The organism is Pseudoalteromonas sp. T1lg22 (assembly GCF_002964645.1).
GTDB lineage: Bacteria > Pseudomonadota > Gammaproteobacteria > Enterobacterales > Alteromonadaceae > Pseudoalteromonas.
The window spans coordinates 245,918-269,768 of sequence record NZ_PQBY01000027.1; the positions used below are offsets into that span (position 1 = coordinate 245,918).

Below are 23,851 nucleotides of genomic sequence, written 5' to 3' on the forward strand. Positions count from 1 at the left end.
GGCTTTTTTTTGGATTGAATTTGGCCAGTTTCGTACTTTCACTACACAGTGCGCCGAGCGATACCGACACGCTCAATGCCCTAGGGCGCTTTGCCACTTCAGCGCTGGCGCAGGGGCACACAATTCGCTGTATTTTCCTGTATCAGGATGGGGTCTATCACGCCTCCCCTTGCTTTGATTTAGCCAGCGATGAATTTGACCCGGCCAAGGTATGGCAAGACCTGCACAAGCAAGGCATTGAATTACATCTGTGCGTTACCGCAGCCACTAAGCGCGGCATCGACTTGGACCAATGCAAACACTTTAGTGTCTCCGGTTTAGCAGAGTTTGCCATGGAAGCGGCGCAGGCAGACAGATGGGTGCAATTTAAATGAAGCATATAGTGGTTATTAGCCAACAGGCCCCCTATCAACAGCAAAGCCTTAAAGAAGCGCTTGATTTGCTGCTTATCTTTGCCGCCATCGACCAGCAAGTGTCCTGGCTGATTGAAGGCGATGCGGTGTTCGCGCTATTGGCCGAGCAGCAGCCCAAACTACTTGGTCAGAAGGACTTCACCAAGGCCCTGAAGATGCTTGAGCTTTACGATATCGACAGCATTTATGTGTGCAGCGAGTCTTTGAGCGACCGAGGTATGGATGAGAGTGCACTCATCCTGGATGTAAAAAACGCTCTAGCGCAGGATAAACAAGCCCTGTTAGCAAAGGCAACTCAGGTGGTAGTACTATGAGTCACAACAATTTATTTATCCTCAGCCGCCCCCTTGCCTCATTGCCTTTATTAGCAAGCAAGCTCAGCAAAAACGATGCGCTCTTGCTGCGTGGCGATGCCTGCTACAACCCGGCGGCCTTTAGCATGTTTGAGGTGCCCGTTTATGCCCTGAAAACGGATGTGGTTGCCCGTGGCGCGCAGTCACGTTGTAGCAAGGTGCAGCTGATCGATGACCTGGAATGGGTCGCATTAACCCTTCAATTTCAAAGATGTATTAGTGAGTAACCATGATTGAATTTAACGGCCAACAACTTGAGACCGACAAAGAGGGTTATCTGCTTGATAGCAGCCTGTGGAGCCGTGAACTGGCCCCTATTATTGCCGCGACGGAAAACATCGAGCTCAGTGACGCCCATTGGGAAGTGGTGTTCTTTGTCCGTGAGTTTTACGAAGAATTCGACACCAGCCCGGCGATACGTATGCTGGTAAAGGCCATGGCCAAAAAGCTTGGCGAGGATAAGGGCAACAGCAAATACCTGTATAAGCTGTTCCCCAAGGGCCCGGCGAAACAAGCCACGAAAATTGCCGGTCTGCCGAAACCCGCCCGCTGCATTTAATGCCACGTTAAAGTAAAAAAGGAGCCATTGGCTCCTTTTTTACTATGCATCAGCAATTACTTAGTGTAACCACGCGGCATATCCGAAGGCGTGGTATAACGCTCTCGTAGCTTGTCTTGACGGGCCTCGGTCGACACCTTCTCACCGTCAATCCAGATACCTTCAATCTTGGCATTCAGCTCAAACGGATCGGCACTCCAAAGTACCAGATCTGCCGCTTTACCTGCGCTGATAGCACCGGCATCAATATTGAATGCCTCGGCCACATTGCTGCTGATGGCCGCTAACGCGCCCTGCTGGCTCATGCCGTAAGATACCGCATTACCGGCATCGAAACGCAGCTGATACAGGTTATGAGCACTGTCACCAGCGATAGTCAGGATCACCTTAACGCCTGCTTTTTCAAGCTTACCGGCATTAGCCAGATCCGCATGCATGGAATCAAAGTTGCCTGGCAGGTTGTCCATAGCGCTGATGATCACAGGCGTATTGCTGGCGGCAAGCTGCTCGGCAATCAATACCGCATCATGAGCACCGGCAAACACCATATTGATGTCGTACTTGGCTTTAAGCTTTAGTAACTCGAGCATTTCTGCGGCGCGTGATACGCCGATAAGCAGCGGCATGTCTTTAGCAAAGACGGCGTCTAAAACCTGAATTTCACGGTTGTGCGCATCGCTGTCTTTCTTTTCACGTTGCTTATGACCATCGAGTTTCTCGATCAGGGTCTGCATCGACAAGGCGCGTGAGCCCTTGCTCTTTTGTCCAAGCTCAATGGCCAAGGCCACATGCTTTTGGCTCACACTGTCGAATTCACCACTGAGCGATACCACAGAAGCTAGACCATTGAAAATGTCTTCGCTGCCGCCTGGCACGATCACGTCGCGGGTAATACCACCTTTACGTGCGTAAGGGATCAGCGATGAACGGGGATTAAAGGCAAGGCTTGGGTCAAAGGTGATTGAGGCTTTTTTATCGCTGCCATCACGTGAACCATCCACCGCACCCACTTCCACCAAACCCAGGTGGTTTAGTGAGCCGATAAAGCCCGGTGTTAAAATTTTACCTTGTGCGTCAATCACTTCCTCGGCGTCAATTTGCGCCGGATTAACAGCAACAATTTTACCGTCTTTAATTAGCACAGACGCGTCTTTTAATACGCCCTGCTCTGTAGCGGTATGAATGGTAGCATTGGTAATAGCCAATGTTTGCGCGCCTGCGGATACACTCATCGCTAAGGCTGCGGCAACCGATGTCATTGTAAACAGTTTCATCTTGTTCTCCTTAGCGTTGGCCTAACATAAAATCACTTTGGGCTTGGTATTTCTCGTCATGGCGGTCATACACCTTGGCACCATCGATAAATACCTGCTCGGCTTTGGCATAAACGCTAAACGGATTGTTGTCCCACAATACTAAGTCGGCTTGTTTACCGGCGGCAAGAGTACCTGTTTTATCCTCGATACCCAGGGCTTTCGCTGCATTTGACGTCAGCCACTTGATGGCGTGGGCTTCATCGATATTGAAACCGTTTTCATTGGCGCGATACATCACCTTACCCGCTTCCTGGTTTAGGCGCTGAATGGTTGTGTCTGAGTCGGAGTGAACTATGGCACAGGAGTTCTTCACCGCATCAACGATGGCAACGTTTTCCTGAACCATGTCGTAGGCTTCCATTTTAAAGCCCCACCAATCTGGCCACAGTGCCGCACAGTTACGGTTTTCTGCTAGCAAGTCGGCAATCTTGTACGCTTCGATACCATGGTGGAAGGTGCCGGCGTGATAACCAAACTCTTTCGAAAGGTCGATCATCATCGCCATTTCCTCTGCCTTGTAGCAGTGGTTGTGGATCAGAATGTCACCATCGAGAACGCCGCGCAGGGTGTCCATGGTCAGGTCGCGCTCAGGCGCTTCAACATTCTTACCGGCCGCATAGTCGGCATCGTATTTTTCCCAGGCACGCTTGTATTCTGTGGCATCAATCCAGGCATTGCGATAACCGGCCATATTACCCATACGAGTCGATGGCAATACGCCCTTGCTGCCGTAAACACGCTTAGGGTTTTCACCACAGGCCATTTTCAAACCATAAGGTGCCTCTGGGAACTTCATCGCCTGCATAGTGTGGGCAGGGACGTTTTTCAAGGTTACGCCGCGGCCACCAATCAGGTTGGCTGAGCCCGGCAGAATTTGTAGCGTGGTAATACCACCTTCACGAGCACGGTTAAAGCCAGGATCTTGTGGCCATACCGAATGTTCAACCCATACTTCTGCGGTAACCGGGCTGGTCATTTCGTTGCCATCCTGGTGCGATGCCACTGCCGGGTTTGGATAGGCACCTAAGTGTGAGTGCACATCGATAAGGCCAGGCGTTAACCATTTGCCTTGGGCGTCTAGGGTTACGTCGGCCTGAACCTGTAAGTCGGTACCAATTTGTTGGATTTTACCGTCGACCACATAAACATCACCGCCGTCGATACGCTGGCCGTCACCGGTCAATACGGTGGCATTGGTGATCAGCGTCGATTGACGAGGTAGCGGCTGATAGGTACTGGGGTAAGGGTTTTTATTAATGGTTACCTTATCGCCTTGCGGGCCTTCACTTTGTTGGCACCCGGCGAGCGTGATAGCTAAGGCTAACACGCTGAGGCTTGGTGTTTTTGTTAGCATTGTTGTTATTACTCCTATTTTTCGCACCACTGTAGCGAATAGTGCTACGAATTGCGAAGAAAATAGGTTAATAAGCGGTAAATCAAGATAAACGCCGGAGCGGCCAGCCCCTTGAGCCATCTTAGCTTTAGCTTGGTTCCATTTTGTGGGCAAATGTTACAAGAATAGGCAAGAGCCCCTGAATTAACAGGTACAAGGACGACCTGTACAAAAAAAAAGCATTTTTTTTGCTTTTTATGTAAACAGATGAGATAGGGAAAATCTGTAAAAATAGGCAGTTAGGTTAAGGTATTCACAATTGACATAGATGCTTACATTCTGACTTATCCTGTTCATTCCATAACAACAAACGCGGTTCATACTTAAACAGCAATCAATGCACTAATAAGGAGAAAATCCATGAAACGCACAACTCTGTTAGGCTCTGCTGGCGTCCTACTCTTAGGAGCGCTTTCATCACACGCTATGGCCAATGAACAATTTGTTGCGGCTGATAACACCGTCGGTACGCAACTGTGTATGGCAATCACTAAGGATAATCCTTTCAAAATGGCCCAAGCGATGGATAAGCACAACATCCCACGTCATAGATTGACTAAACGTTTGTCATGCAACGACCTTAGCGTCCGTGAATTTGCAAGCCTTTATGGTTTTGAACGTAGTCTGAAAAAACTACGTCTCACTCCACTGACTGAGACATCTATTCGCGACATAGCCAAAGTACATGGCGACACCATCTTGGTGGTTTCTGGCTCGAAATAAATAGCCACAGCATTTACAGAGGCCCGCAATTGCGGGCTTCTTCTTTTTCAAAAGCGAAAACTTAATCAGGGCGTTTTTTGCACTGGCACTTACTCCCTTGTTATTTCGCTAAAATTACCGCTTATTAACCTTCGCAAAATGAACTCGACAATGAATATTATTGCAGTGAATCAGAACTTTGCCATACTTGGTGTACCCCTGAAATTTAGCGGTTTGCGGTTATGTGGAATACCTTGACTCAGTTACTTAGCGACACACTCAACAGCCCTTTTACCTTGGTGCACAAGCAACAGCTCACAAATTCTTCCGCCGATCACTTGTTTAAAATTTCCGATGGCCAGCACCAGTTTTTTGTCAAGGTCGCGCCTTTGGCCTCTCTTGAGCGCCTCGAGTGTGAAGCCGCCGATCTCGAACTGTTGACCAAAGAGTCCATGTTTATGGTGCCCGATTGTCTGCTTACCGGCACCACCTTGGAGTATTGCTTTAATGTACTTGAATGGTTAGATCTGGAGCCCAATACAGATCATGCCAAAGAGCTTGGCTGGCGGCATATGGGGGAATATCTGGCGCAGTTGCACGAAAAGCATGAACAAGGCATGTTCGGCAACGAAAGAGATAACTTTATCGGCGTCACTGCCCAGCCTAATTGCTGGCATAAAAAATGGGATGTGTTTTTCAGTGAAGATCGCATAGGCTGGCAATTACAGTTATTGGCAGAAAAAGGATTTTATTTTTGCGATATTGATGAGTTTGTCTGCCAGGTCAAAGATACCCTACACCATCACCATATCAAGCCTTCGCTCCTGCACGGCGATTTTTGGCGCGGCAATGTTGGCTTTCATGGCGGCGTTCCCTGCGTATATGACCCGGCTTGTTACTATGGTGATCGGGAAGTGGATATCGCCATGAGCCGCTTTTTCGGCGCCTTCCCCGATACCTTCTATGATGCCTACCAAAGCGTTTACCCCTTAAGCGAAGGCTATGAACAAAGAGAGCGCATCTATAACCTTTATCATGTGTTAAACCATGCCAACATCTTCGCCGGCCATTATTTGACTCAGGCCAAAGAAACCATAGATAAGGTGATCAGCGAAGGTAATTAAGGTCTAAATTTTCCCAGGCACAGGGAAAACATAACTATACTTTAAGTGATGTCATTGGACTGTCATACGAGGTGGTTATGAAAGACTACAGCCTACAAAGGGTGCGCTGCCCTCATTGCGGCCACCACACATTTGTCGATGTCGACACCAGCTCAGGTGATCAGGATTACTATGAAGATTGCGCCGCCTGCTGTAATCCTATTCATGTCAATATGCATATAGACCAAGCCCTTAACAGGGTAGAGTTAAGGATAGATGCAGACGACGAGCAAATCTTTTAGTGCTGTTGCTTTAAATAACGCTGCACCGTTTGCACTATGGTGTAGGTTTGTTGATCGACCTCGATATTAATCTCGGTCCCCGCCACCATCTGACCGAGATTGGTGATAGCCAAGGTTTCCGGAATTAGGTGTAACCAGAACCCCTGCTCTGATAACTCCCCCACAGTTAGGCTGGCGCCATTCACACTGATAAAACCCTTATACAAGACATATTCCCGCCACTTGGCATCCATGGCTATGTGCATGCGACAGTTATCCTGGGTATCGATACGCTCTATAAGACTGCCAACACAATGAATATGCCCGGAAACTATATGCCCACCGAGCTCGCTGCCAAAAGTCATGGAGCGCTCAAAGTTTACCTTGTCGCCACATTCAAGTAGACCTAGATTGGTCAGCGCCAGGGTTTCATCGATAACATCAAATTGTACGCTGCCAAGGGCACCTGCATCGGCATGGTATTCAACCACGGTCAAACAACAGCCATTGACGGCAATACTGGCACCGAGTTCGAGGTTTTGCAGGTATTTAGACGGCACCGCCAACACTAAGCGCTGCACGCCATTAGTCAGGGTTTTACTTTGCACTTGAGCTTGGCATTGCACTATACCGGTAAACATCGTATTTCCTTTTTAAGTTGAAACCAACAGGATAGAATAGCGCTTTATTTTATCTGATGTTTTTTCACTTATGAAGTTTTGTACATGGGAAGCAAGTCGCCTGCTGCGCCTTGCCGCACCGGTATTTTTTGCCCAGGTGACCCTGGTGTTGATGTCTGTGGTCGACACCATTATGGCCGGTCAGGTCAGCGCTACCGACTTAGCGGCCTTGTCTATCGCTACCGGCTTGTGGAACCCTGTGGTATTCGCCCTGCTTGGAATTTTAATTGCGCTGACCTCACTGGTGGCGCACAGCTTTGGCGCCAAGGATGAAAAGGCCATTGCCGGTCACTTCCAACAGGCTTGTTATCTTGCCCTGATCCTGTGTCTAGTCGGCCTTATACTGGGGCAATCTGCGGATCACCTTATTGCCCTGCTCGACACCAGCGGCGAGATTAAATCCCTGGCCGGTGATTACATTACCTATGTGCAATTTGGCCTGCCTGGTTTTATCGTCTATTCCCTGTTTCGCAATGTTGCCGAGGGCAAGGCTTACACTACCCCAGCCTTTTATATTTCCATTATCGGTTTGTTGGTAAACATCCCCGCCAACTATATTTTTATTTACGGTAAGTTTGGCGCGGCTGCACTTGGCGGCGCCGGCTGCGGTGTGGCCACAGCAATTGTATTGACCGCCATGGGTGTCTCTTTGCTGATCTACAGCATGATGAGCAAACGCATAAATGGCCGATTTCTTATCAATGCCTTTGCCCGCCCAAGTGTAAAAGCCATGTGGCAACAATTTAAGCTAGGTGTGCCCATCTCCTTGGCGATTTTCTTTGAAGTCACCTTATTTGCCTGTATTCCGTTATTTATCGCCTCCTTGGGCGCCGTAGTCGTCGCCGGACATCAGGTGGCCGCCTCGGTGACCACCTTGTTGTTTATGCTGCCCTATAGCCTGTCTATGGCGGTAGCCATACGTTTTGGTAATCTTTATGGCCAGGAAGACTTCCAGGCACTGCGTCGCTGTATGAGCACCAGCTTTATTCTTGCCGTTGCTATTGCCGCATTCGTTGCGCTAATTACCTATGTGCTGCGCGCCGATATTAGCGCCTTGTATAGCGACAACCCCGAAGTACTGGCGCTGGCCACGGCGATTATGGTTCTCGCTTGTTTTTATCAATTGCCGGATGCGCTGCAGGTGGTAACCAGTGGTATGCTGCGCGGTATTAAGCACACAGCGCCTATCTCCTATATCACCTTTTTCTCTTATTGGTTGGTGGGTTTTGCTTTGGGTTATGTGTTGGGCCGTACGGATCTGATAGTCCCGGCCATGGGTGCCCAAGGTTTTTGGCTCGGCATCATAGTTGGGCTATCCTGTGCTGCAGTACTGTTAATTTACGTGCTGCGGAGGCGTCTTGCACAAGCTCCTTTTAATTTTTAGCACACTGATACTGCTGGGGGGATGCAGCGATCCTCCCAGCGCCCGCTATAACGAATATCAATATCGTCTTGGCAAGTATCTGGCCATAGAGCAACAGAGCCAGGTTCGCCTATCAACTTGGCGGCGCTTTGACAGCGAGCCTCTTCCCCCAAGTCAAAGCATAAGCCTGTTGGCGCTGGCAGACATTAACCATTGCCGCCTGGCCAGCCATATTGCCGCACATAACAACCAACTTGGTAAGGTGGCCAGTGCCTCCGAGCGTTTTAAATATCATATCCGTTTTATCCAGTTGGTCGACCCTTGTCTCGAACATAGTCAAAGTACTGGCTTATCGGCTGAACTGCGCAGCGCCCTACAAGCGGAAAAACGCTTTAAAATGGCCCACGCCAAGCTGGCATTTAATCTGATGCTAAGCCGGGAGCCGGAGCTCAACCGACTCTTTACCCTCGCCGCCGCTGAGCTTGATTTTAACGAGCAGGCAGGACGGTCACAAAGCGCCGAAGCCTTAACCGTACTGGCCGATATGGCCAATGAGATAGCCGAAGAAAATTGGCATGCCATAGATGTAAATACGCTCACCCCAGCGCTGGCCAAGCTCAATGGTAACGATTATGTACGCAAGTTATTAACCTCGGCACGCAAACAAATTGCCCTAAACAATGAGTTGACCTCCCAACTCGAGCAAGTATCTTTAACCTCCGAGATATGCCCACCTAAGCGCCACAGCGACGCGGCCACCATATTACACAATATCTTCAACCTGTTTTTTATTAAGGAATTACAGGGGTATCAGGGGCAACTCAGTGGTGCTTTGGAAGAATTTACGCCATTGTTGGCGCAGGTGTGGCAATTTACCGGGAACAATAAAGATATAGAGGCCAAGCGCGCAATTGTTGGCACGCAGGAGCAAGCAAACCTATTGGCTCAACTTAAGACATCTAGCCGTAATCATGTGCGCTGGTGGCAAGGGTTTTACGCCCAGTGCGATATTAGTCCGGTATGAATAAAAAAAAAGCAAACAATCAGGAAATTAGCCAATTGCACTTGCTAAGCCCCTGCACACACTATATATTACACGGCGTTGCCAATGAGGTAGAGGCAGGACACTGCTTCATGAATGATTTTATTGGCGCTAAAAACTAGATAGTACGACCGTAGCTCAGTTGGTTAGAGCACCACCTTGACATGGTGGGGGTCGGTGGTTCGAATCCACTCGGTCGTACCAATTCTCTAAAATACTTCTCGTATTCTGTACGACCGTAGCTCAGTTGGTTAGAGCACTACCTTGACATGGTAGGGGTCGGTGGTTCGAATCCACTCGGTCGTACCAAATCTCTACAATATTTCTCATATTCAATAAAAACCCTAGCTCAGTTGCTTAGAGCACTACCTGCTCTCTATGACCCGGCCCAAGGTTCAGTGGTTCGAATCCACTCGGTCGTACCAATTCTCTAAAATACTTCTCGTATTCTGTACGACCGTAGCTCAGTTGGTTAGAGCACTACCTGCTCTCTATGACCCGGCCCAAATGTCGGTGGGTCGAATCCACTCGGTCGTACCAATTCTCTACAATACTTCTTGTATTCTGTACGACCATAGCTCAGTTGGTTAACGCACTACCTACTCTCTATGACCCGGCCCAAAGGTCGGTGGTTCGAATCCACTCGGTCGTACCAATTCTCTACAATATTTCTCGTATTCAATAAAAACCCTAGCTCAGTTGCTTAGCGCACAACCTGCTCTCTATGACCCGGTCCAAAGACCAAGTAGTTCGAACCTACTTTGTCGTGCCACTCATTCAAAAGCTGCCATCTCTTTGTCTGGATAAAATCCCGAAATACAACTGTATCTTACGACCACACTGCGAGAATTATGCTCTCTTGTAGGGCTGAAAGCCCGACCTACAACGACCAGCTACTGCTCTGGCTCAGACCAGACCGCGAATTCATTGCCGCTGGGCTCAATAAAATGAAAGCGTCGGCCGCCTGGGAAGGAAAATATGGGTTTGCAGATCACCCCGCCGGCGTTTTCTATTTTTTGCTGAGTTTGCTCAAGGGCGCTGGAATAAAACACCATCAATGCCGAGCCGTTTTGCGTGCTGGCACATTGGTCGCTAGCATAGAAACCGCCGTCGAGCCCGGCACCACTAAAGGCACTGTATTCGGGGCCATAGTCGGGAAATTGCCAGTTAAAAACTTGTCTGAAGAAATCCTTAGTCGCGCGTAAATCCCGCGCCGGATACTCAATGTAATTAAACTTTTCGTGACTTGTAGTGGACATGCTGATCTCATAATTCTGTGTCTGTCCTTTTACGCTAGCATAAAAAAACGGATACATATAAAAAGTATCCGTTTTTCAATTTGCTTAGCGTTTCGCTGAGAGCTTAGGTCGAAAGCTTAGTCTTGGTGCTCAATCTTGGCCCAAGAATCGCGTAAACCTACTGTTTGGTTAAATACCAAATGCTCAAAGTGATTGTCGCGACAGAAGTAGCCGGTACGCTCAAACTGATAACCTACTAGTGGCTGGGCATCCGCCAGGCTTGGCTCAAGTTTGGCATTGCTGACAATCTTCAGTGACTCAGGGTTAAGCACGCTGGCGATATCATCTGCAGAGCCTGGATTAGGCACATTAAACAGACGGTCATACAGACGTACTTCGGCTTCGATGCAATGAGTTGCGCTCACCCAATGGATAACGCCCTTCACTTTACGGCCATCTTCAGGGTTTTTACCTAAAGTATCTGCGTCATAGGTACAGTAAATGGTGGTGATATTGCCATCAGCATCTTCTTCGATGCGCTCGGCCTTGATCACATAAGCATTACGTAAACGCACTTCTTTGCCCAGTACCAAACGCTTGAACTTCTTGTTCGCTTCAACACGGAAATCGTCGCGCTCGATAAATACTTCACGCGTAAATGGCAATTGACGTGAGCCCATTTCTTCCTTGCTTGGATGATTAGGTGCATCAAGCATTTCTACCTGATCTTCCGGGTAGTTTTCGATAACGATACGTACAGGATCAAGTACAGCCATAGCACGGGCGGCGTTGTCGTTCAGGTCATCACGGATACAGGCTTCAAGCATACCCATTTCAACCAGGTTATCCTGCTTAGTCACACCGATACGCTTACAGAATTCGCGAATAGACGCTGGTGTATAACCACGACGGCGCAAACCAGCAATGGTTGGCATACGCGGGTCGTCCCAGCCATCAACATGACCATCAACCACCAATTGGTTAAGCTTACGCTTACTCATCATGGTGTATTCCAGGTTCAGGCGTGAGAACTCGATTTGCTGTGGATGACAATCAATGCTGATGTTATCAAGCACCCAGTCATACAGACGACGGTTGTCCTGGAACTCCAGCGTACATAATGAGTGAGTAATGCCCTCTAATGCATCGCTGATACAGTGAGTAAAGTCGTACATAGGGTAAATGCACCACTTGTCACCGGTTTGATGGTGATGAGCAAAACGAATACGGTAGATAATAGGGTCACGCAACACCATAAATGAGCTGGCCATATCTATCTTGGCACGCAGTACACATTCACCTTCTTTAAACTCGCCGTTTTTCATCTTCTCGAATAACGCCAGGTTTTCAGCGGCTGGGGTATCGCGGTATGGGCTGCTTTTACCCGGTTCAGTAAGGGTGCCACGGTATTCACGGGCTTGCTCTGGGCTTAAGAAGCACACATACGCCAAGCCTTTGTTGATCAGCTCAACCGCATACTCATAAAGCTTATCGAAGTAGTTTGATGAATATTCAATCTCGCCATCCCACTGAAAACCAAGCCAACTCACATCTTCTTTGATGGAGTTAACATAGTTAATGTCTTCTTTTTCCGGATTGGTATCGTCAAAGCGAAGATTACACAAACCTTGGTAATCTTGCGCGATACCAAAGTTCAAACAAATTGATTTTGCGTGGCCGATATGCAGGAAACCATTTGGCTCAGGCGGGAAACGTGTATGAGTTTTTTGGTGTTTACCCGACGCCAAGTCTGCATCAATAATATTACGAATAAAGTTCGTTGGGCGATTTTCAATCTCCGCCATTGGGATACTTTCCTCTGAATTCTACGTGGCTTTTAACCAAGTTATTATGACAAAATCTGCCGTTAACATACAGCTTTTAGTAGGGTCAAACCAGTTTTAATTCAAGGGTGTTACCATCTGGGTCATGAATGTATAAAGAACGACCAAAACCCGTGGCGCCATAGCGTGTGGCAAATATTAATGTCTCCATCACCCCTTTGCGTTTTAGCGTACGGATGAGCGCCTGCTCGCTCGGCGCCTTCACCTGCATGCAAATATGGGCAATCGGTGAGCTGCGTACATCCACCGCCGCCCCGCTATCAAGGCTGCCCTCGGTACTCAGTATGTCGATAAGCGCCGCACCAGCACGCAATTGATACAGGCCCTCATCCTCAAGTACCCGTTCAAGCATGGCGCCGAGTACCTCTTGGTAAAAAGCCAGTAACTGCTCTACCTTTGCAGTACGAATGACTACATGATCTAACCCCAATAATTCCATAAACCACCTTTATTTGATTGAGATCTAAACTTGTTTCTATAGTTAAAGGTAGCGTGAAAAACACATAATCCGAAAGAGATAAGGAACCTGTATGTCTAATTCGACCGAGTCTTATTCAACCGAGTCTAATTCAACCATATCTGAGCCGGGCGCCCCCATGCAGTGCGCCAGGGATTTAATGACCGCCTCTCCCATCACCATAGCTGCTGATGCTTCCCTGTATGATGTTCATCAACTGATGCGCCAATACAATATTCGCCACATCCCGGTCACAGATGACAAGCAACACCTGGTGGGCATGCTGACGCAGAAAGTGATCATCGCCCAGGTAATGAAGATTATCTCGGTATTTGGCGCCGATGCCCTGGAGCGCAAAGAAAAGCAAACGCCTGTTAGTGAGATCATGCTGACTCGCTTTGATACCGTCGATTCCAGCGATCAGCTCATTGATATTGCCAAGTTTTTCTTGAATAACCGCCATGGCTGCATGCCGGTTTTAGAGGCGAAAAAGTTAGTGGGTGTACTGACTTCATCGGATTTCATCAGGCTCAGTATTAGCCTGATGGAAAAGTCATAAAAGTTTAATCTAGCGCAACATCGTTGACATTTATCAGCACTAGAATGAAGCCAATAAAAACACCAAGGACTAAGGAACAATCATGGCTTCACAAAATCAGCACCGGGTCTATATCCCAACCAATGCCCGAGCCAACCAATACCTCCTCGCCGAGTTTAAGCCCGACGAGGATTTTTATGCCTGTTTTAGCGATTATGCCAGCGCCCATCAACGCATAGTGCGTCAGCTCTTTGCCCTGTGCGATGACGCCGAGCTATACAATGTGCACGTTTTAGTGAACGACAAGCTGCCTATCGTGCGCTTCCACGAGGAAGCCTATTGCTTAGAGACCAAGCGCCAGCAATTGTTTTTCTACAATCCTCGTTATCACGAGGCCCACACCCTGCACGGCGATGACACGCAAAAAGCCCGCAAGGTACGCTTATTGTTCTTAGCCACAGGCGAGGATATTCGCGCCCACAGCGCCGATTTCCACTCCCGTGTAGCCAAGGTACTGACGACATTGCAAGAGCAGTTACCAAACCAGGCACAGCCCTTTAAGGTGCGTGACCATCAGCACCTTACCTATGATATTTTTGCCCGCGCCAAAGGTTTTAAAGAAAGCTATGGCTACAAGCTCAGAGCATTAGACTCGCGTTATGAAGCACGCGGTTGTCCGCTGCCGGAGCACAGAGATCTTACCTATGCACGCTTTACCCTGCCACTAACCCGAACGCTTAAAACCCAGCTACTGGGCAATGGAGCCACGGACTTTGCCCAGTTTTACGCCCGTATCGCCGACGCTTTTGTTACCGCTTGCGAAGCCAAGCGCTTGCCACGTCGTGCCATGGTGGCCAATGGCCGCACGCCCCTTATCCGTCACCGCGATATCGACACCAGCGCCCACAATGAAGAGCTGGAAAAGCTAAGCTTTTTGCCGTGCCAGGATAATACCCAAAACTATGTACTCTATAATGGCAACCAGCTGGTACAAAGTATCGACTTTGTGATCGTTGCCGGCACCGAAGACAAGCATGATATGGGTTATGGCCGTTTTATGAATCAGGTAGAAAGTGTAATCAAGTCGCTGTGTATGGAGCTGCATGTGAATCCCGAACGTCAAGACATCAATACTCGTTTCTATCAACATTTAAGTTACGCCCTATAAGGCCAAACCAGCCTAATTTGCGCCGCCATCCAGCTTGGAATGGCGGCCACTTCAACAACAAACCAAACTATTAACCCCCTGATTAAATCAAGTTTATTACCATTGGTTACAACGAGTTACGTGTAAACGGAATAGTTTACCTTGCTTACATACGTTCATGTATGTATATTTGCACTCTATTTCTCGATTTGTTGTTCTTAGAAGGTTGGATATGAAAGCAAAAACCCTGGTCGCCTTAACCATAGTCGCGACACTTGGCCTTAGCGGCTGTGAACAGTCGGGCGCGCAAGCTCAGACCCAAAGCGCACCGAGCGCGGTGGAAATTGAAGCATATCAGTTGCAGCCACAAACTGTGATGCAACACACCGAGTTGGTGGGCCGCACCGTGGACTTCCGCCAGGCGGAAATTCGCCCTCAGGTTAGTGGTATTTTGCAGTCCCGCCTCTTTGAAGAAGGGCAAATGGTTGAAAAAGGCGATCTGCTTTATCGCATCGACCCTGCTCCTTTTGAAGCCGCTCTTGCCAGTGCTAAAGCGAGCTTAGCCAAAGCCGAAGCTGGGGTAAAAAACACCACTGCCCGCGCTAAGCGTATTAAAAGCCTGCTCGGCACCAACTCGGTCAGCCAACAGGACTTCGATGATGCTGATGCCCAGCGCCTTGGTGCCCAGGCCGATTTAGCCGCCGCCAAAGCTGCGGTACTGAGCGCCCAAATCAACCTGGATTACACCAGTATTCGTGCACCGATCAGCGGTCAAATCGGTCGTTCTTTGGTGACCGAAGGAGCCCTGCTTACCGCGAACCAAGGTAATGAGCTGGCAACCATTCGCCAGTTAGACCCTATCTATGTGGACATGACCAAGGCAGCATCCAAACTGGCGTCATTGCGCCAGGCCATTACCACTAATGCCAGTAATACAGGTGTTGCCCCGGCGGTCCAGCTAAAGCTTGATGAGCAACTTTGGTATGGCCACTCTGGTGAGTTGCAGTTCTCCGAGGTCAGCGTTGACCCATCGACGTCTATGGTTACCATGCGTGCGGTATTCCCAAATCCAGATGGCGAACTCCTACCCGGTATGTTTGTACGTGCCCAGCTTGAGTTAGGTAACACCAACAACGGCCTTTTAGTGCCACAAAAGTCAGTGGTACGCACGCCTAAAGGTGAAGCCACCGTGATGGTAGTAAACAGCGAAAACACCATTGAGGTGCGCGTGGTCGAACTAGCTCAGCAGGTTGATCAAAGCTGGCTGGTAAACAAGGGCCTTAAAGCTGGCGATATGGTGGTGACCTCGGGTTTACAAAAAATCCGTCCTGGGGCGCTGGTTAAAGTTACCAACAACCCATCGGAGGCATAAGTATGGCGAATTTCTTTATTAGCCGACCAATCTTTGCATGGGTGATAGCAATAGTCATCATGCTGGCCGGTTTGTTGTCTGTTAAACAATTGCCGGTTGAGCAGTACCCTCAGGTAGCACCACCTGCGGTAACTATTACCGCCAGCTACCCGGGTGCGACGGCGAAAACCGCCGAAGACGCCATCACTCAGGTTATTGAGCAGGCCATGAACGGCATCGACAACCTGATGTATATGTCGGCACAGAGTGACTCTTTGGGTAATGTAACCCTGACCCTGACCTTTGAAACCGGCACAGATCCGGATATTGCCCAGGTTCAGGTGCAGAACAAGCTACAGCGCGCTATTCCACTGTGCCACAAGAAGTGCAGCAACAAGGTGTAGCAGTTGCCAAATCGAGCGGCAGCTTCTTAATGGTTGTCGGCTTTATTTCCGAAGACGGTTCCATGACCCGTGAAGACCTTTCCGATTACGTGGTGTCAAACGTAAAGGATCCGATCAGCCGTACGCCAGGTGTAGGTAACCTCACGGTCTTCGGTAGCCAATACGCCATGCGTATCTGGTTGGATGCAGACAAACTCAATGAGTTTCAGCTAACACCAACAGATGTGACCAGCGCCATTCGTGTGCAAAACAACCAGGTGACCGCAGGTCAGCTAGGCGGTGCACCGGCTTTACCAGGTCAGCAATATAACGCTGCAATTACTGCACAAAGCCGATTGAGCAGCCCGGAAGAGTTCGGACAAATTCTGCTGCGCGTAAATGCCGACGGCTCACGCGTATTACTTAGCGATGTTGCCCGTATTGAACTTGGCGGTGAAAACTATGCGGTTATGGGTCGTTATAACGGCATGCCAGCAACCGGTTTTGCCATTGAGCTGGCTACAGGTGCCAACGCCCTGGATACGGCCAATGCGGTAAAAGCACGTTTAGCCGAGCTTGAAGCCTATTTCCCGGCTGGTGTTAAAATCACCATCCCATACGACACCACGCCCTTTGTTGAAGTGTCTATCAGCGCCGTAGTACAAACCCTGTTTGAAGCCGTGATCCTGGTATTCGTGGTTATGTATCTGTTTATGCAGAACTTCCGCGCCACGCTGATCCCGACTCTGGCCATTCCCGTCGTATTACTTGGTACCTTCGGCATCATGTCGGCCATGGGTTTCTCTATCAACACCTTGACCATGTTCGGTATGGTACTGGCCATCGGCCTCTTGGTGGACGATGCTATAGTTGTGGTAGAAAACGTTGAGCGGGTCATGAGTGAAGACGGCCTGGGACCAGTTGAAGCCACGCGTAAGTCAATGAGTCAGATCACCGGCGCCCTGGTAGGTATCGGCCTGGTATTGTCGGCGGTATTCGTACCCATGGCGTTTTTCGGCGGAGCCACAGGTGCCATCTATAAGCAGTTCTCTATCACTATCGTATCGGCCATGGCGCTGTCGGTAATTGTTGCTATCGTCTTTACGCCGGCCCTGTGTGCCACTATTTTGAAGCCAATCCATGGCGATCATCATAACAAAGGCGGCTTCTTCGGCTGGTTTAACCGCACCTTTGACCGCGGTAATGACAAATACGGCAAGGCCGTAGGCGGTCTGTTGAAGCGCCCTGTTCGCTCTATGGCTTTATACGGTGTGATCGTGGCGGTAATGGCGCTGATGTTTGCCCGCCTGCCGTCGTCTTTCCTACCGGAAGAAGACCAGGGTATCTTCCTGACCATGGTGCAATTACCAAGTGGTGCCAGCCAGGAACGTACCGAAGCGATTATGACGCAAGTATCGGATCACTATGGCAGCGAAGAAGCGGTGCAGTCTGTATTCACCGTAAGCGGCTTTAGCTTTGCCGGTCAGGGTCAAAACGTCGGTCTTGCCTTCACCCGTCTGAAGGACTGGAGTGAGCGTGACGAAAGCCAAAGCGTGCAAGCGATTATTGGCCGTGCCATGGGCAAGTTCTCAACCATTAAAGAAGCGCAGATCTTTGCCTTTAACCTGCCACCTATTGTGGAATTAGGTCAGGCCACCGGCTTTAACATGTTCTTGCAAGACCGCGGTGGTCTGGGCCACGAAGCCCTGCTGCAGGCACGTAACCAGTTCCTTGGCATGGCCGCACAACGTCCAGAGCTGATGGCAGTTCGTCCAAACGGCATGGAAGATGCGGCGCAGCTGCAAGTAGATATCGATCAGCTTAAGGCTCAAGCTTTGGGTGTGCCAATTAGCGAGATCAACAACGCCTTGTCTATCGGCTGGGGTTCAACTTATGTGAATGACTTCGTTGACCGTGGCCGCGTTAAGAAGGTGTATGTGCAGGCAGATGCCGAGTTCCGTATGACTCCTGAAGACTTAAGCCACTGGTATGTGCGTAACAATCAAGGCGAGATGGTGTCATTCGACAGCTTTGCCAGCAGCCGCTGGGTGTATGGCCCACAACGTTTGGAGCGTTATAACGGTATCTCGGCGATGGAGATCTTAGGTCAACCGGCACCAGGATACAGCTCGGGTACGGCGATGGCCGTAGTAGCCGAGTTGGTTGCCCAGCTGCCGGAAGGCATCGACTTTGAATGGACCAGCACCTCGTATCAAGAAAAGATGTCTGGCTCACAGGCGCCCTTCTTGTACGCCCTGTCGATCCTGGTGGTATTCCTGTGCTTAGCGGCACTGTATGAGAGCTGGTCGATTCCATTCTCGGTGATCATGGTGGTGCCATTGGGTATCGTCGGTGCCCTGGGTGCGGCCTTTATCTTCGGCCTGGAAAATGACGTCTACTTCCAGGTGGGTCTGTTGACCACCATGGGTCTGGCCTCGAAAAACGCCATCCTGATCGTGGAGTTTGCTAAAGACCTGCAACAACAAGGTCTGGATGTTATTAAGGCAACGCTTGAGGCTATCCGCCTGCGTTTACGCCCCATCATCATGACCTCACTGGCCTTCTCACTGGGCGTATTGCCACTGGCGATCAGTACAGGTGCGGGCTCGGCGAGTCGTAACGCCATAGGTATCGGCGTACTAGGTGGTATGGCAACGGCGACCTTCCTAGCAATCTTCCTCGTCCCGGTGTTCTATTTGGTGGTACAAAAAATCTTTGTACGCAATAAATAATACCAATTCGGTTAAGTATGTGATCAGAGATAGCGCTGGATAAATGATGTGATAACAAGGCGGAGTTTTTCTTATGTAGTTATCCTACATAGAAAAATTCCAACGCCGTAAGCATGATATTTAGCCCGCTAGAATGATTAGCTATTTAAGTGAATTGGTATATGCAGGCACTGCAAGCCGGGCTAATTTAGCCCGGCTTTTTTAGGCCTACAAATAAGGTATCGAGTAAGGGTTCAACCTGCTTGGTCAGGTTCATACAGCCCGGGTGCTGTAGATACTGGCTTAGTAAACCGACGAATAAGGCGTTAAGTGATATTGCCGCATCTTCTGGGCGAATACAGGGGTTTAGCTCGCCATTATCCAGGGCACGATTAAAGGCCAAAGTTAACGTCGCAATCACTTCCTGATTCAACTCTTTTTGCTGCGCCACCACGGGATTAAGCTCTTCCACATACTCACAGCGATGGAACACCACGGTGAGCACGCGGTAATATTGTGGCTCCTGCTCAACCAAGAGCATAGAGCGGCAAATCACATCTTTCACCTGTGCCAAAGTGCTTTGTTCATTGGCCTGCTGCAGTTCACTCAGCATCATTCTAAAGGGCAAGCGAATACGCTCAAGCATGGCGTTAAATAGATCGTTCTTATTGGCAAAATGCCAGTAAATGGCACCTCGGGTTACCCCCGCCGCGGCGGCAATATGCGCCAAGGTGGTACAAGACACGCCATGATCAAAGAATAGTTGTTCTGCAGCATCGAGGATGGCCGCCCGAGTCTGCTCTGCATCGGCCTTACTTCGCCTTGCCATTATGCTTGCTCATTAGTTTTAGTTGCTGATTATATTAACATATTAGTTACCAAGTTTGACCAGCAAGTGTGGATTTAGGGCATAATTTCCATATAAAAAAAGGGGCTATTTGCCCCCAACTGCTAAGGTAACTTAACTTATTACTCTATCACCACAAAAGGCATATTTATGTTTGCCGCATTGACCTCAGACACCCAAAGATAATTACCCGGTGCCAAATCGACGCTGACATAGCCATGGTTACCGGCACGCATCTGTTCAATACCGCCTAAAAAGGTCACAGGTGCCGGCGCGCGTAAGCCACCGACATTGGTCCAGTCCATCCAAAAATACACCTGCTGTAAATCCGTACCCTCTTCGAGCTTCGCCAGATGTAGGTCATAGGGTAAAAAGCCCGGCGGGTTTTCACCTATATCGATACGAAAGGTGTGTTTACCCGCTTTCACCACCTCTGGTCCGCTAATGCCGGTGTTGGCGACTGTCAGATTATGAGTGGCATCGGGTAGCTCCTGCTCGGCGGGACCGGGATGGACCTGTATCTGATGCAACATCCCCATCATCGTGTGCCATTGGCCATCAGGGGCTTTCACATAGCATTCAAGCAAATAGATACCAGGTTTATCGATATTAAAGGTCGCCTCGACGCTGTGGCCATTGGACAAGAGCCCGGCGCCCCCGACCCAGGTCATTTGCAGGCCCCAATCCGGGACGTTTTGCTCTAAGAATGGACCTATATCTGCTTTGGTCATTTCGCCGCTGCGCAGCCCCTGCATAATGGGGTCAAACGCAGGTGCTACGTCTCGGAGCTGATCCTCTATGGTCTTCCCCTCCACCAGACGATACATGGCCACAAAGTGCTCCTGGCCACCGCGATTGGTAAACGCAAAGGTTGTCCAGCCGGTGGGTAAATAATCCGGCGCCAAAATGGCGTACTCTGTGGTGGTGACATCTACCTTATTGACCGGTGTTAACTCAGCCCTTGGCACAGCCTGTGGCAACGCCTGTGGCGTCATCTTTTCTTGCTCATTGCTCGCCACTTCGCTTTGAGGTGCTCCACAAGCCGATAACATACAGACCAGAGCAAAGCTAAAAAGTGACTTAAATATATTTAACCCAGGCACATAAACCCCCTTGGTTCAATTTGGCGTTAAGGTTAAAGCCTAGTTAAAAAGGATGATTTGGCAACCTATCATTGCCACCCTGGTGTGGGTCGGTAAGAGAAGCTTGTATTAAGTGATGGCTATGGGCGAAGTGCAAGCGTTGATAACGCCCAAGACGGGGCGATAACACACGGGCTAAAATTAGGCACGAAGTGGCGCTGCCCATGTGTTAGCGTCCCTGCGAGCAGCGCGAGTGCCTTGAGTGGTTTGTTATGTGCTTCGCTCAGTTTTTATTAAAAGCGCAATTGCGGTTAAAACGTGGAACAACATACCCAAAATGAACCACAATAGTGCGCTACGCCCTGATGTTTTTGCCCACCATGCACAGAAAAAAGCGAACAAAACTATAGCTAAACCACTATGTCTTAAGGTCTCTTGAATTTTTGAGATGTCTGATTTTGCTTTGTTTTGAGCTGTCTCCAGTTCCCAGACTTTAGATTGAAGTTTACTTACTTTACTTTCTAATTCTGAAGTAGTTAATTGTTCTGACGCGTCGGATGCGAAAACAGAACTTTGGAGTCCGAGAAACATAAAAAACACTAAAAGTAATTTGCATTTCATTGCAGTAAATCTCCTTTGGCACATAACGCCCCGCACAGGGGCAGACAAATAAGCGCAGCGTTTTGGCTGTCCCAGCGACCAACGAGAGCGATTGCTGCGGCTTGTTAAGCGCTTATTTACCGTCATCCCACGAATTGAGAAAATCAGCAAGGATATCACCATGACAGGCCTGAGGCTTACAAAAGCAGCCTAAACGCTTTCCTGCCAACTTGTAAACTTGAGACTTTTCCTTGTTAGGGAATTTCTCATAATCAAAGTCATACTTGAATTTTCGTATAACTTCTTCTCGATCATCTCCTTCCTCATACATCGAGTAGGGGTTTCCCCAATATGAGCCCCTTCCTATATACTCATAATTCGGCGTACTTTTCTCCGACTGGTACTCAGTCTCAGTCTTGATGTTTATAACACGTGTTATCGAAATTTTAATATGCCTTAATGGTTTTCCGCTTTCTTTTAATTGTTCTGTCTCTTTTATGAACTCTTCACCATCATCAAAAACAATAGCATGACTTATTTCGTTAGGAGTCCAGCTAGAAATTTCTCTAGCTGTCATTTTTTCTGAGGATTCATCACAGAACATTGCAATTAAACCGTTAGGATCGGATGGATACACCAATGTGGCTGCACCGAGACTCGATGTTATTTTCTTAACTTTTCTCGAGAACTTCGAATAGCAATTAAAGAGCTTCGGATAAAGAATTAATACTGTAGCCATTAGTATAAATGCTTAACCTTTAAGTCTAAGTTTGAATGTTGATTAAGATACTCAACTACAAGTCTTCTATGGCAAAGGTGCGGCTCATGCTCGCTACATAACAAACAACCATGGTCAAGCAATGTTGGCTTTATTGATCTCTCAATATTTCTCTGCCCCATCAAATTTAGAAATTTATCCTCGTATACTTCCCAAGGCATATCACCTTTCTTATAGGCGTTTAAAATATCTTTAGTCGGTGCTAGTTCAGGTGAGTGAACATATTCTGCACCGCACAGTTCATTTAAAAAGAATTTCAAGTCATCTCTTTTAGCAAAACCTGCCAGTTGAGAAACATTATTTAAGCGAACATCAATTAGAGTTTTTACGTTAGAGTGCCTTAAAAAATTGAAGAATGTTTCGGCGCTCTTTTTTGTAAATCCAATTGTATATATATCAATCGTACTATCCATAGCTTCTTATCTCCTCGTGAAAATTAGGAAATGTATAGATTCCATTCACCTGAAGCCAGAATCCATTTCTGTCCCCAACAGCCCAGACTCTACTTAAACCTATTCGTAAATAGACAGAATCCTGCTCATTGATCAAGTCAGTGACCTCATGGAGCCTACCATCATTCTGATGCTCTTTAGCGTAGTCATGAAAACCTCTATCAGTAATCGATAAATAGCTGTATCTATGGCCGCTATTATCTGTGAATGTAGCTTTAATTTTACCCGGTTTATACTGGTCTTCATGAATACTTAACTGATTCGGCGAGATTTTAATGGTGATTATCGAACAGTTCGCTACCTGATCGTGTGGGATATGTTTCTGATTGATTTCGAAGTCCACACCAAAACCTTCAGATACTGAATTACTTAATGAATTCTCTAAAACTTGGAGAAATTGCTCACCGCTGCATGCTCCATGAAACGTGAGATTAGAATAGCTTGCATCCTCTACGTGGGGGTTTTCTCTGTTGGCCTTTAAAACTAAACTTCCTTTCAAAATTGCGCCTGGGTGAATACCTAGCTCCTGGCAATTCGCACTTTTTAAGTAAGGCATTGGTCGCAAACATTCACCTGTATTCACATCAATAACAGCTGTGCAGACATTTTCATCAGTAGAAAACCTTGTTAGGTCTGTGACTATTACTTCTCTCATATTCACTCCTTGAGCTTGAAATTTATTGGCGCTTAACGCCGCGTTAAGTAGTGAGCAACGCTACCACTGAACCTAATCCATTGTGCCGTAAACACTAAAGCCGATTAAAACCAAAAATGCCACACGTTGCGAATCTGTCTTAAACGCTTTGTTAGGTTTTGGGCTTATTCTCCCAATGAACCCCAATCTGTTAGATTTAATTGCTTACGCCTAATGTAGTAGAAGGTTGCCATAGCCAAGCCAAACAAAGCGCCGGCAAGTAACGAGATCAAAACTGCTTCTAAAACAGGTTTACCTAGCTCGTTCCACACAAGAAACCATTGAAAGATTCCCCAAACAGGGGCGAAGGAAACCACACAAAGCATAACGTTTGCAAAAAAGCTCTGGTAATAAGGCGGCGGAACAAACATTCCAAGTTTACGTAACAACTTTACAATTGGTGGATTGTAGTTCGACTTCCAAACACCTTTGTCCCTTAATTCTTTGTGCGCAAGTTGTAGCTTCGTTTCATAATCCATGATACAAAATCCTCGAATTCGATGTTTCCCGCGGCGAAACCTAAC

At 48.3% G+C, this 23,851-nt stretch carries 25 protein-coding genes, 3 tRNA genes and 1 pseudogene; 16 read left to right on the top strand and 13 right to left on the bottom strand.

The annotated features are described in order from the left end of the window. The first annotated feature begins 20 nt into the window (after positions 1 to 20). The 4 genes from tusD to C2M24_RS15555 are packed head-to-tail and all read left to right on the top strand — an operon-like array spanning position 21 to position 1,325. Complete coding sequence (gene tusD / locus C2M24_RS15540) at positions 21 to 374, top strand: sulfurtransferase complex subunit TusD (RefSeq protein ID WP_105216106.1); 354 nt, start codon at positions 21 to 23, stop codon at positions 372 to 374. Further along, on the top strand, positions 371 to 727 hold the full coding sequence (gene tusC / locus C2M24_RS15545) for a sulfurtransferase complex subunit TusC (RefSeq protein ID WP_105216108.1): 357 nt from the start codon (positions 371 to 373) through the stop codon (positions 725 to 727). Before tusD ends, tusC begins: the two co-directional genes overlap by 4 nt. Then, positions 724 to 993, top strand: a complete 270-nt coding sequence (locus C2M24_RS15550; protein WP_105216110.1) for a DsrH/TusB family sulfur relay protein — start codon at positions 724 to 726, stop codon at positions 991 to 993. Before tusC ends, C2M24_RS15550 begins: the two co-directional genes overlap by 4 nt. Positions 994 to 995: 2 nt before the next feature. Next, positions 996 to 1,325 (top strand): TusE/DsrC/DsvC family sulfur relay protein, encoded by a 330-nt coding sequence (locus tag C2M24_RS15555; protein WP_105189849.1) that lies wholly within the window; start codon positions 996 to 998, stop codon positions 1,323 to 1,325. A 56-nt stretch (positions 1,326 to 1,381) separates the two neighbouring features. Here C2M24_RS15555 and C2M24_RS15560 read toward each other — a convergent pair whose 3' ends face one another. Both C2M24_RS15560 and C2M24_RS15565 read right to left on the bottom strand, forming a co-directional pair. Beyond that, the gene (locus C2M24_RS15560; protein WP_105198868.1) at positions 1,382 to 2,599 is read right to left on the bottom strand and encodes an amidohydrolase family protein; all 1,218 of its coding nucleotides are present in this window, start codon (positions 2,597 to 2,599) and stop codon (positions 1,382 to 1,384) included. Between the two features lie 10 nt (positions 2,600 to 2,609). Continuing rightward, positions 2,610 to 3,995, bottom strand: coding sequence for an amidohydrolase (locus C2M24_RS15565; protein WP_105216112.1), 1,386 nt, complete (start codon positions 3,993 to 3,995; stop codon positions 2,610 to 2,612). Positions 3,996 to 4,394: 399 nt separating this feature from the next. Here C2M24_RS15565 and C2M24_RS15570 point away from each other — a divergent pair, with 399 nt between their 5' ends. From C2M24_RS15570 to C2M24_RS15580, 3 genes are all read left to right on the top strand, one after another. After that, entirely contained in the window at positions 4,395 to 4,757 is a 363-nt protein-coding gene (locus C2M24_RS15570) for a DUF3718 domain-containing protein (RefSeq protein WP_105198866.1), read from the top strand. Positions 4,758 to 4,978: 221 nt separating this feature from the next. Further along, the gene (locus C2M24_RS15575) at positions 4,979 to 5,860 is read left to right on the top strand and encodes a fructosamine kinase family protein (protein WP_105198865.1); all 882 of its coding nucleotides are present in this window, start codon (positions 4,979 to 4,981) and stop codon (positions 5,858 to 5,860) included. A 77-nt stretch (positions 5,861 to 5,937) separates the two neighbouring features. After that, on the top strand, positions 5,938 to 6,141 hold the full coding sequence (locus C2M24_RS15580; RefSeq protein WP_105198864.1) for a CPXCG motif-containing cysteine-rich protein: 204 nt from the start codon (positions 5,938 to 5,940) through the stop codon (positions 6,139 to 6,141). Here the strand turns inward: C2M24_RS15580 and C2M24_RS15585 are convergent. After that, positions 6,138 to 6,761: a riboflavin synthase subunit alpha gene (locus tag C2M24_RS15585; protein ID WP_105216114.1), complete on the bottom strand. Its 624-nt coding sequence runs from the start codon at positions 6,759 to 6,761 to the stop codon at positions 6,138 to 6,140. The genes C2M24_RS15580 and C2M24_RS15585 overlap by 4 nt on opposite strands. Positions 6,762 to 6,831: 70 nt before the next feature. Here C2M24_RS15585 and C2M24_RS15590 point away from each other — a divergent pair, with 70 nt between their 5' ends. The 5 genes from C2M24_RS15590 (at position 6,832) to C2M24_RS15615 (ending at position 9,745) form a co-directional block, all read left to right on the top strand. Further along, positions 6,832 to 8,184: an MATE family efflux transporter gene (locus tag C2M24_RS15590; protein ID WP_105216116.1), complete on the top strand. Its 1,353-nt coding sequence runs from the start codon at positions 6,832 to 6,834 to the stop codon at positions 8,182 to 8,184. Beyond that, entirely contained in the window at positions 8,159 to 9,187 is a 1,029-nt protein-coding gene (locus C2M24_RS15595; protein ID WP_105216177.1) for a DUF3080 family protein, read from the top strand. The genes C2M24_RS15590 and C2M24_RS15595 overlap by 26 nt, the downstream gene beginning before the upstream one ends. 145 nt (positions 9,188 to 9,332) lie before the next feature. After that, a tRNA-Val gene (locus C2M24_RS15600) sits at positions 9,333 to 9,409 on the top strand. A 28-nt stretch (positions 9,410 to 9,437) separates the two neighbouring features. After that, positions 9,438 to 9,514 (top strand) — tRNA-Val (locus tag C2M24_RS15605). Between the two features lie 144 nt (positions 9,515 to 9,658). Further along, a tRNA-OTHER gene (locus tag C2M24_RS15615) sits at positions 9,659 to 9,745 on the top strand. A gap of 353 nt (positions 9,746 to 10,098) precedes the next feature. Here the strand turns inward: C2M24_RS15615 and C2M24_RS15620 are convergent. The 3 genes from C2M24_RS15620 to C2M24_RS15630 form a co-directional block, all read right to left on the bottom strand. Beyond that, positions 10,099 to 10,464: a VOC family protein gene (locus C2M24_RS15620; RefSeq protein WP_105216179.1), complete on the bottom strand. Its 366-nt coding sequence runs from the start codon at positions 10,462 to 10,464 to the stop codon at positions 10,099 to 10,101. A 116-nt stretch (positions 10,465 to 10,580) separates the two neighbouring features. Further along, positions 10,581 to 12,248, bottom strand: coding sequence for a glutamine--tRNA ligase (glnS, locus tag C2M24_RS15625; protein ID WP_105216118.1), 1,668 nt, complete (start codon positions 12,246 to 12,248; stop codon positions 10,581 to 10,583). 85 nt (positions 12,249 to 12,333) lie between these two features. After that, positions 12,334 to 12,726, bottom strand: coding sequence for a VOC family protein (locus C2M24_RS15630; protein WP_105216120.1), 393 nt, complete (start codon positions 12,724 to 12,726; stop codon positions 12,334 to 12,336). Between the two features lie 91 nt (positions 12,727 to 12,817). Here C2M24_RS15630 and C2M24_RS15635 point away from each other — a divergent pair, with 91 nt between their 5' ends. The 4 genes and pseudogenes from C2M24_RS15635 (at position 12,818) to C2M24_RS15650 (ending at position 18,895) form a co-directional block, all read left to right on the top strand. Beyond that, entirely contained in the window at positions 12,818 to 13,303 is a 486-nt protein-coding gene (locus tag C2M24_RS15635) for a CBS domain-containing protein (RefSeq protein WP_442792522.1), read from the top strand. A gap of 82 nt (positions 13,304 to 13,385) precedes the next feature. Next, the gene (locus tag C2M24_RS15640; RefSeq protein WP_105216121.1) at positions 13,386 to 14,450 is read left to right on the top strand and encodes a DUF3083 family protein; all 1,065 of its coding nucleotides are present in this window, start codon (positions 13,386 to 13,388) and stop codon (positions 14,448 to 14,450) included. A gap of 211 nt (positions 14,451 to 14,661) precedes the next feature. Next, the gene (locus C2M24_RS15645; protein ID WP_105216123.1) at positions 14,662 to 15,801 is read left to right on the top strand and encodes an efflux RND transporter periplasmic adaptor subunit; all 1,140 of its coding nucleotides are present in this window, start codon (positions 14,662 to 14,664) and stop codon (positions 15,799 to 15,801) included. A 2-nt stretch (positions 15,802 to 15,803) separates the two neighbouring features. Continuing rightward, positions 15,804 to 18,895: pseudogene (locus C2M24_RS15650) on the top strand (efflux RND transporter permease subunit). 187 nt (positions 18,896 to 19,082) lie between these two features. On the opposite strand, the gene C2M24_RS15655 reads toward C2M24_RS15650, so the two are convergent. From C2M24_RS15655 to C2M24_RS15685, 7 genes are all read right to left on the bottom strand, one after another. Then, positions 19,083 to 19,703, bottom strand: coding sequence for a TetR family transcriptional regulator (locus C2M24_RS15655; protein WP_105198854.1), 621 nt, complete (start codon positions 19,701 to 19,703; stop codon positions 19,083 to 19,085). Between the two features lie 140 nt (positions 19,704 to 19,843). Beyond that, positions 19,844 to 20,824 (bottom strand): hypothetical protein, encoded by a 981-nt coding sequence (locus C2M24_RS15660; protein WP_105198853.1) that lies wholly within the window; start codon positions 20,822 to 20,824, stop codon positions 19,844 to 19,846. A gap of 249 nt (positions 20,825 to 21,073) precedes the next feature. Beyond that, entirely contained in the window at positions 21,074 to 21,424 is a 351-nt protein-coding gene (locus C2M24_RS15665) for a hypothetical protein (protein WP_105198852.1), read from the bottom strand. Positions 21,425 to 21,536: 112 nt separating this feature from the next. Further along, positions 21,537 to 22,142, bottom strand: a complete 606-nt coding sequence (locus tag C2M24_RS15670) for a DUF4326 domain-containing protein (protein WP_105216125.1) — start codon at positions 22,140 to 22,142, stop codon at positions 21,537 to 21,539. Further along, positions 22,142 to 22,594 carry a DUF488 domain-containing protein gene (locus tag C2M24_RS15675; RefSeq protein WP_233999565.1) on the bottom strand — a complete coding sequence of 151 codons (453 nt, stop codon included), beginning with the start codon at positions 22,592 to 22,594 and terminating at the stop codon, positions 22,142 to 22,144. The genes C2M24_RS15670 and C2M24_RS15675 overlap by 1 nt, the downstream gene beginning before the upstream one ends. Continuing rightward, the gene (locus C2M24_RS15680; RefSeq protein ID WP_105216127.1) at positions 22,587 to 23,288 is read right to left on the bottom strand and encodes a dual OB domain-containing protein; all 702 of its coding nucleotides are present in this window, start codon (positions 23,286 to 23,288) and stop codon (positions 22,587 to 22,589) included. Before C2M24_RS15680 ends, C2M24_RS15675 begins: the two co-directional genes overlap by 8 nt. A gap of 164 nt (positions 23,289 to 23,452) precedes the next feature. Beyond that, on the bottom strand, positions 23,453 to 23,851 hold a 399-nt coding region (locus tag C2M24_RS15685), incomplete at its 5' end, for a DUF6404 family protein (RefSeq protein WP_233999566.1).

Excerpts from the sequence above, each read along its gene's own strand:
- C2M24_RS15620 (WP_105216179.1), bottom strand. The coding sequence starts at position 10,464 with ATGTCCACTACAAGTCACGAAAAGTTTAATTACATTGAGTATCCGGCG.
- C2M24_RS15575 (WP_105198865.1), top strand. The coding sequence starts at position 4,979 with ATGTGGAATACCTTGACTCAGTTACTTAGCGACACACTCAACAGCCCT.
- C2M24_RS15630 (WP_105216120.1), bottom strand. The coding sequence starts at position 12,726 with ATGGAATTATTGGGGTTAGATCATGTAGTCATTCGTACTGCAAAGGTA.
- C2M24_RS15665 (WP_105198852.1), bottom strand. The coding sequence starts at position 21,424 with ATGAAATGCAAATTACTTTTAGTGTTTTTTATGTTTCTCGGACTCCAA.
- C2M24_RS15645 (WP_105216123.1), top strand. The coding sequence starts at position 14,662 with ATGAAAGCAAAAACCCTGGTCGCCTTAACCATAGTCGCGACACTTGGC.
- C2M24_RS15580 (WP_105198864.1), top strand. The coding sequence starts at position 5,938 with ATGAAAGACTACAGCCTACAAAGGGTGCGCTGCCCTCATTGCGGCCAC.
- C2M24_RS15640 (WP_105216121.1), top strand. The coding sequence starts at position 13,386 with ATGGCTTCACAAAATCAGCACCGGGTCTATATCCCAACCAATGCCCGA.
- glnS (WP_105216118.1), bottom strand. The coding sequence starts at position 12,248 with ATGGCGGAGATTGAAAATCGCCCAACGAACTTTATTCGTAATATTATT.
- C2M24_RS15635 (WP_442792522.1), top strand. The coding sequence starts at position 12,818 with ATGTCTAATTCGACCGAGTCTTATTCAACCGAGTCTAATTCAACCATA.
- tusC (WP_105216108.1), top strand. The coding sequence starts at position 371 with ATGAAGCATATAGTGGTTATTAGCCAACAGGCCCCCTATCAACAGCAA.
- C2M24_RS15590 (WP_105216116.1), top strand. The coding sequence starts at position 6,832 with ATGAAGTTTTGTACATGGGAAGCAAGTCGCCTGCTGCGCCTTGCCGCA.
- C2M24_RS15675 (WP_233999565.1), bottom strand. The coding sequence starts at position 22,594 with ATGGATAGTACGATTGATATATATACAATTGGATTTACAAAAAAGAGC.
- C2M24_RS15565 (WP_105216112.1), bottom strand. The coding sequence starts at position 3,995 with ATGCTAACAAAAACACCAAGCCTCAGCGTGTTAGCCTTAGCTATCACG.
- C2M24_RS15550 (WP_105216110.1), top strand. The coding sequence starts at position 724 with ATGAGTCACAACAATTTATTTATCCTCAGCCGCCCCCTTGCCTCATTG.
- C2M24_RS15555 (WP_105189849.1), top strand. The coding sequence starts at position 996 with ATGATTGAATTTAACGGCCAACAACTTGAGACCGACAAAGAGGGTTAT.
- C2M24_RS15680 (WP_105216127.1), bottom strand. The coding sequence starts at position 23,288 with ATGAGAGAAGTAATAGTCACAGACCTAACAAGGTTTTCTACTGATGAA.
- C2M24_RS15670 (WP_105216125.1), bottom strand. The coding sequence starts at position 22,142 with ATGGCTACAGTATTAATTCTTTATCCGAAGCTCTTTAATTGCTATTCG.
- C2M24_RS15585 (WP_105216114.1), bottom strand. The coding sequence starts at position 6,761 with ATGTTTACCGGTATAGTGCAATGCCAAGCTCAAGTGCAAAGTAAAACC.
- C2M24_RS15570 (WP_105198866.1), top strand. The coding sequence starts at position 4,395 with ATGAAACGCACAACTCTGTTAGGCTCTGCTGGCGTCCTACTCTTAGGA.
- C2M24_RS15560 (WP_105198868.1), bottom strand. The coding sequence starts at position 2,599 with ATGAAACTGTTTACAATGACATCGGTTGCCGCAGCCTTAGCGATGAGT.
- C2M24_RS15655 (WP_105198854.1), bottom strand. The coding sequence starts at position 19,703 with ATGGCAAGGCGAAGTAAGGCCGATGCAGAGCAGACTCGGGCGGCCATC.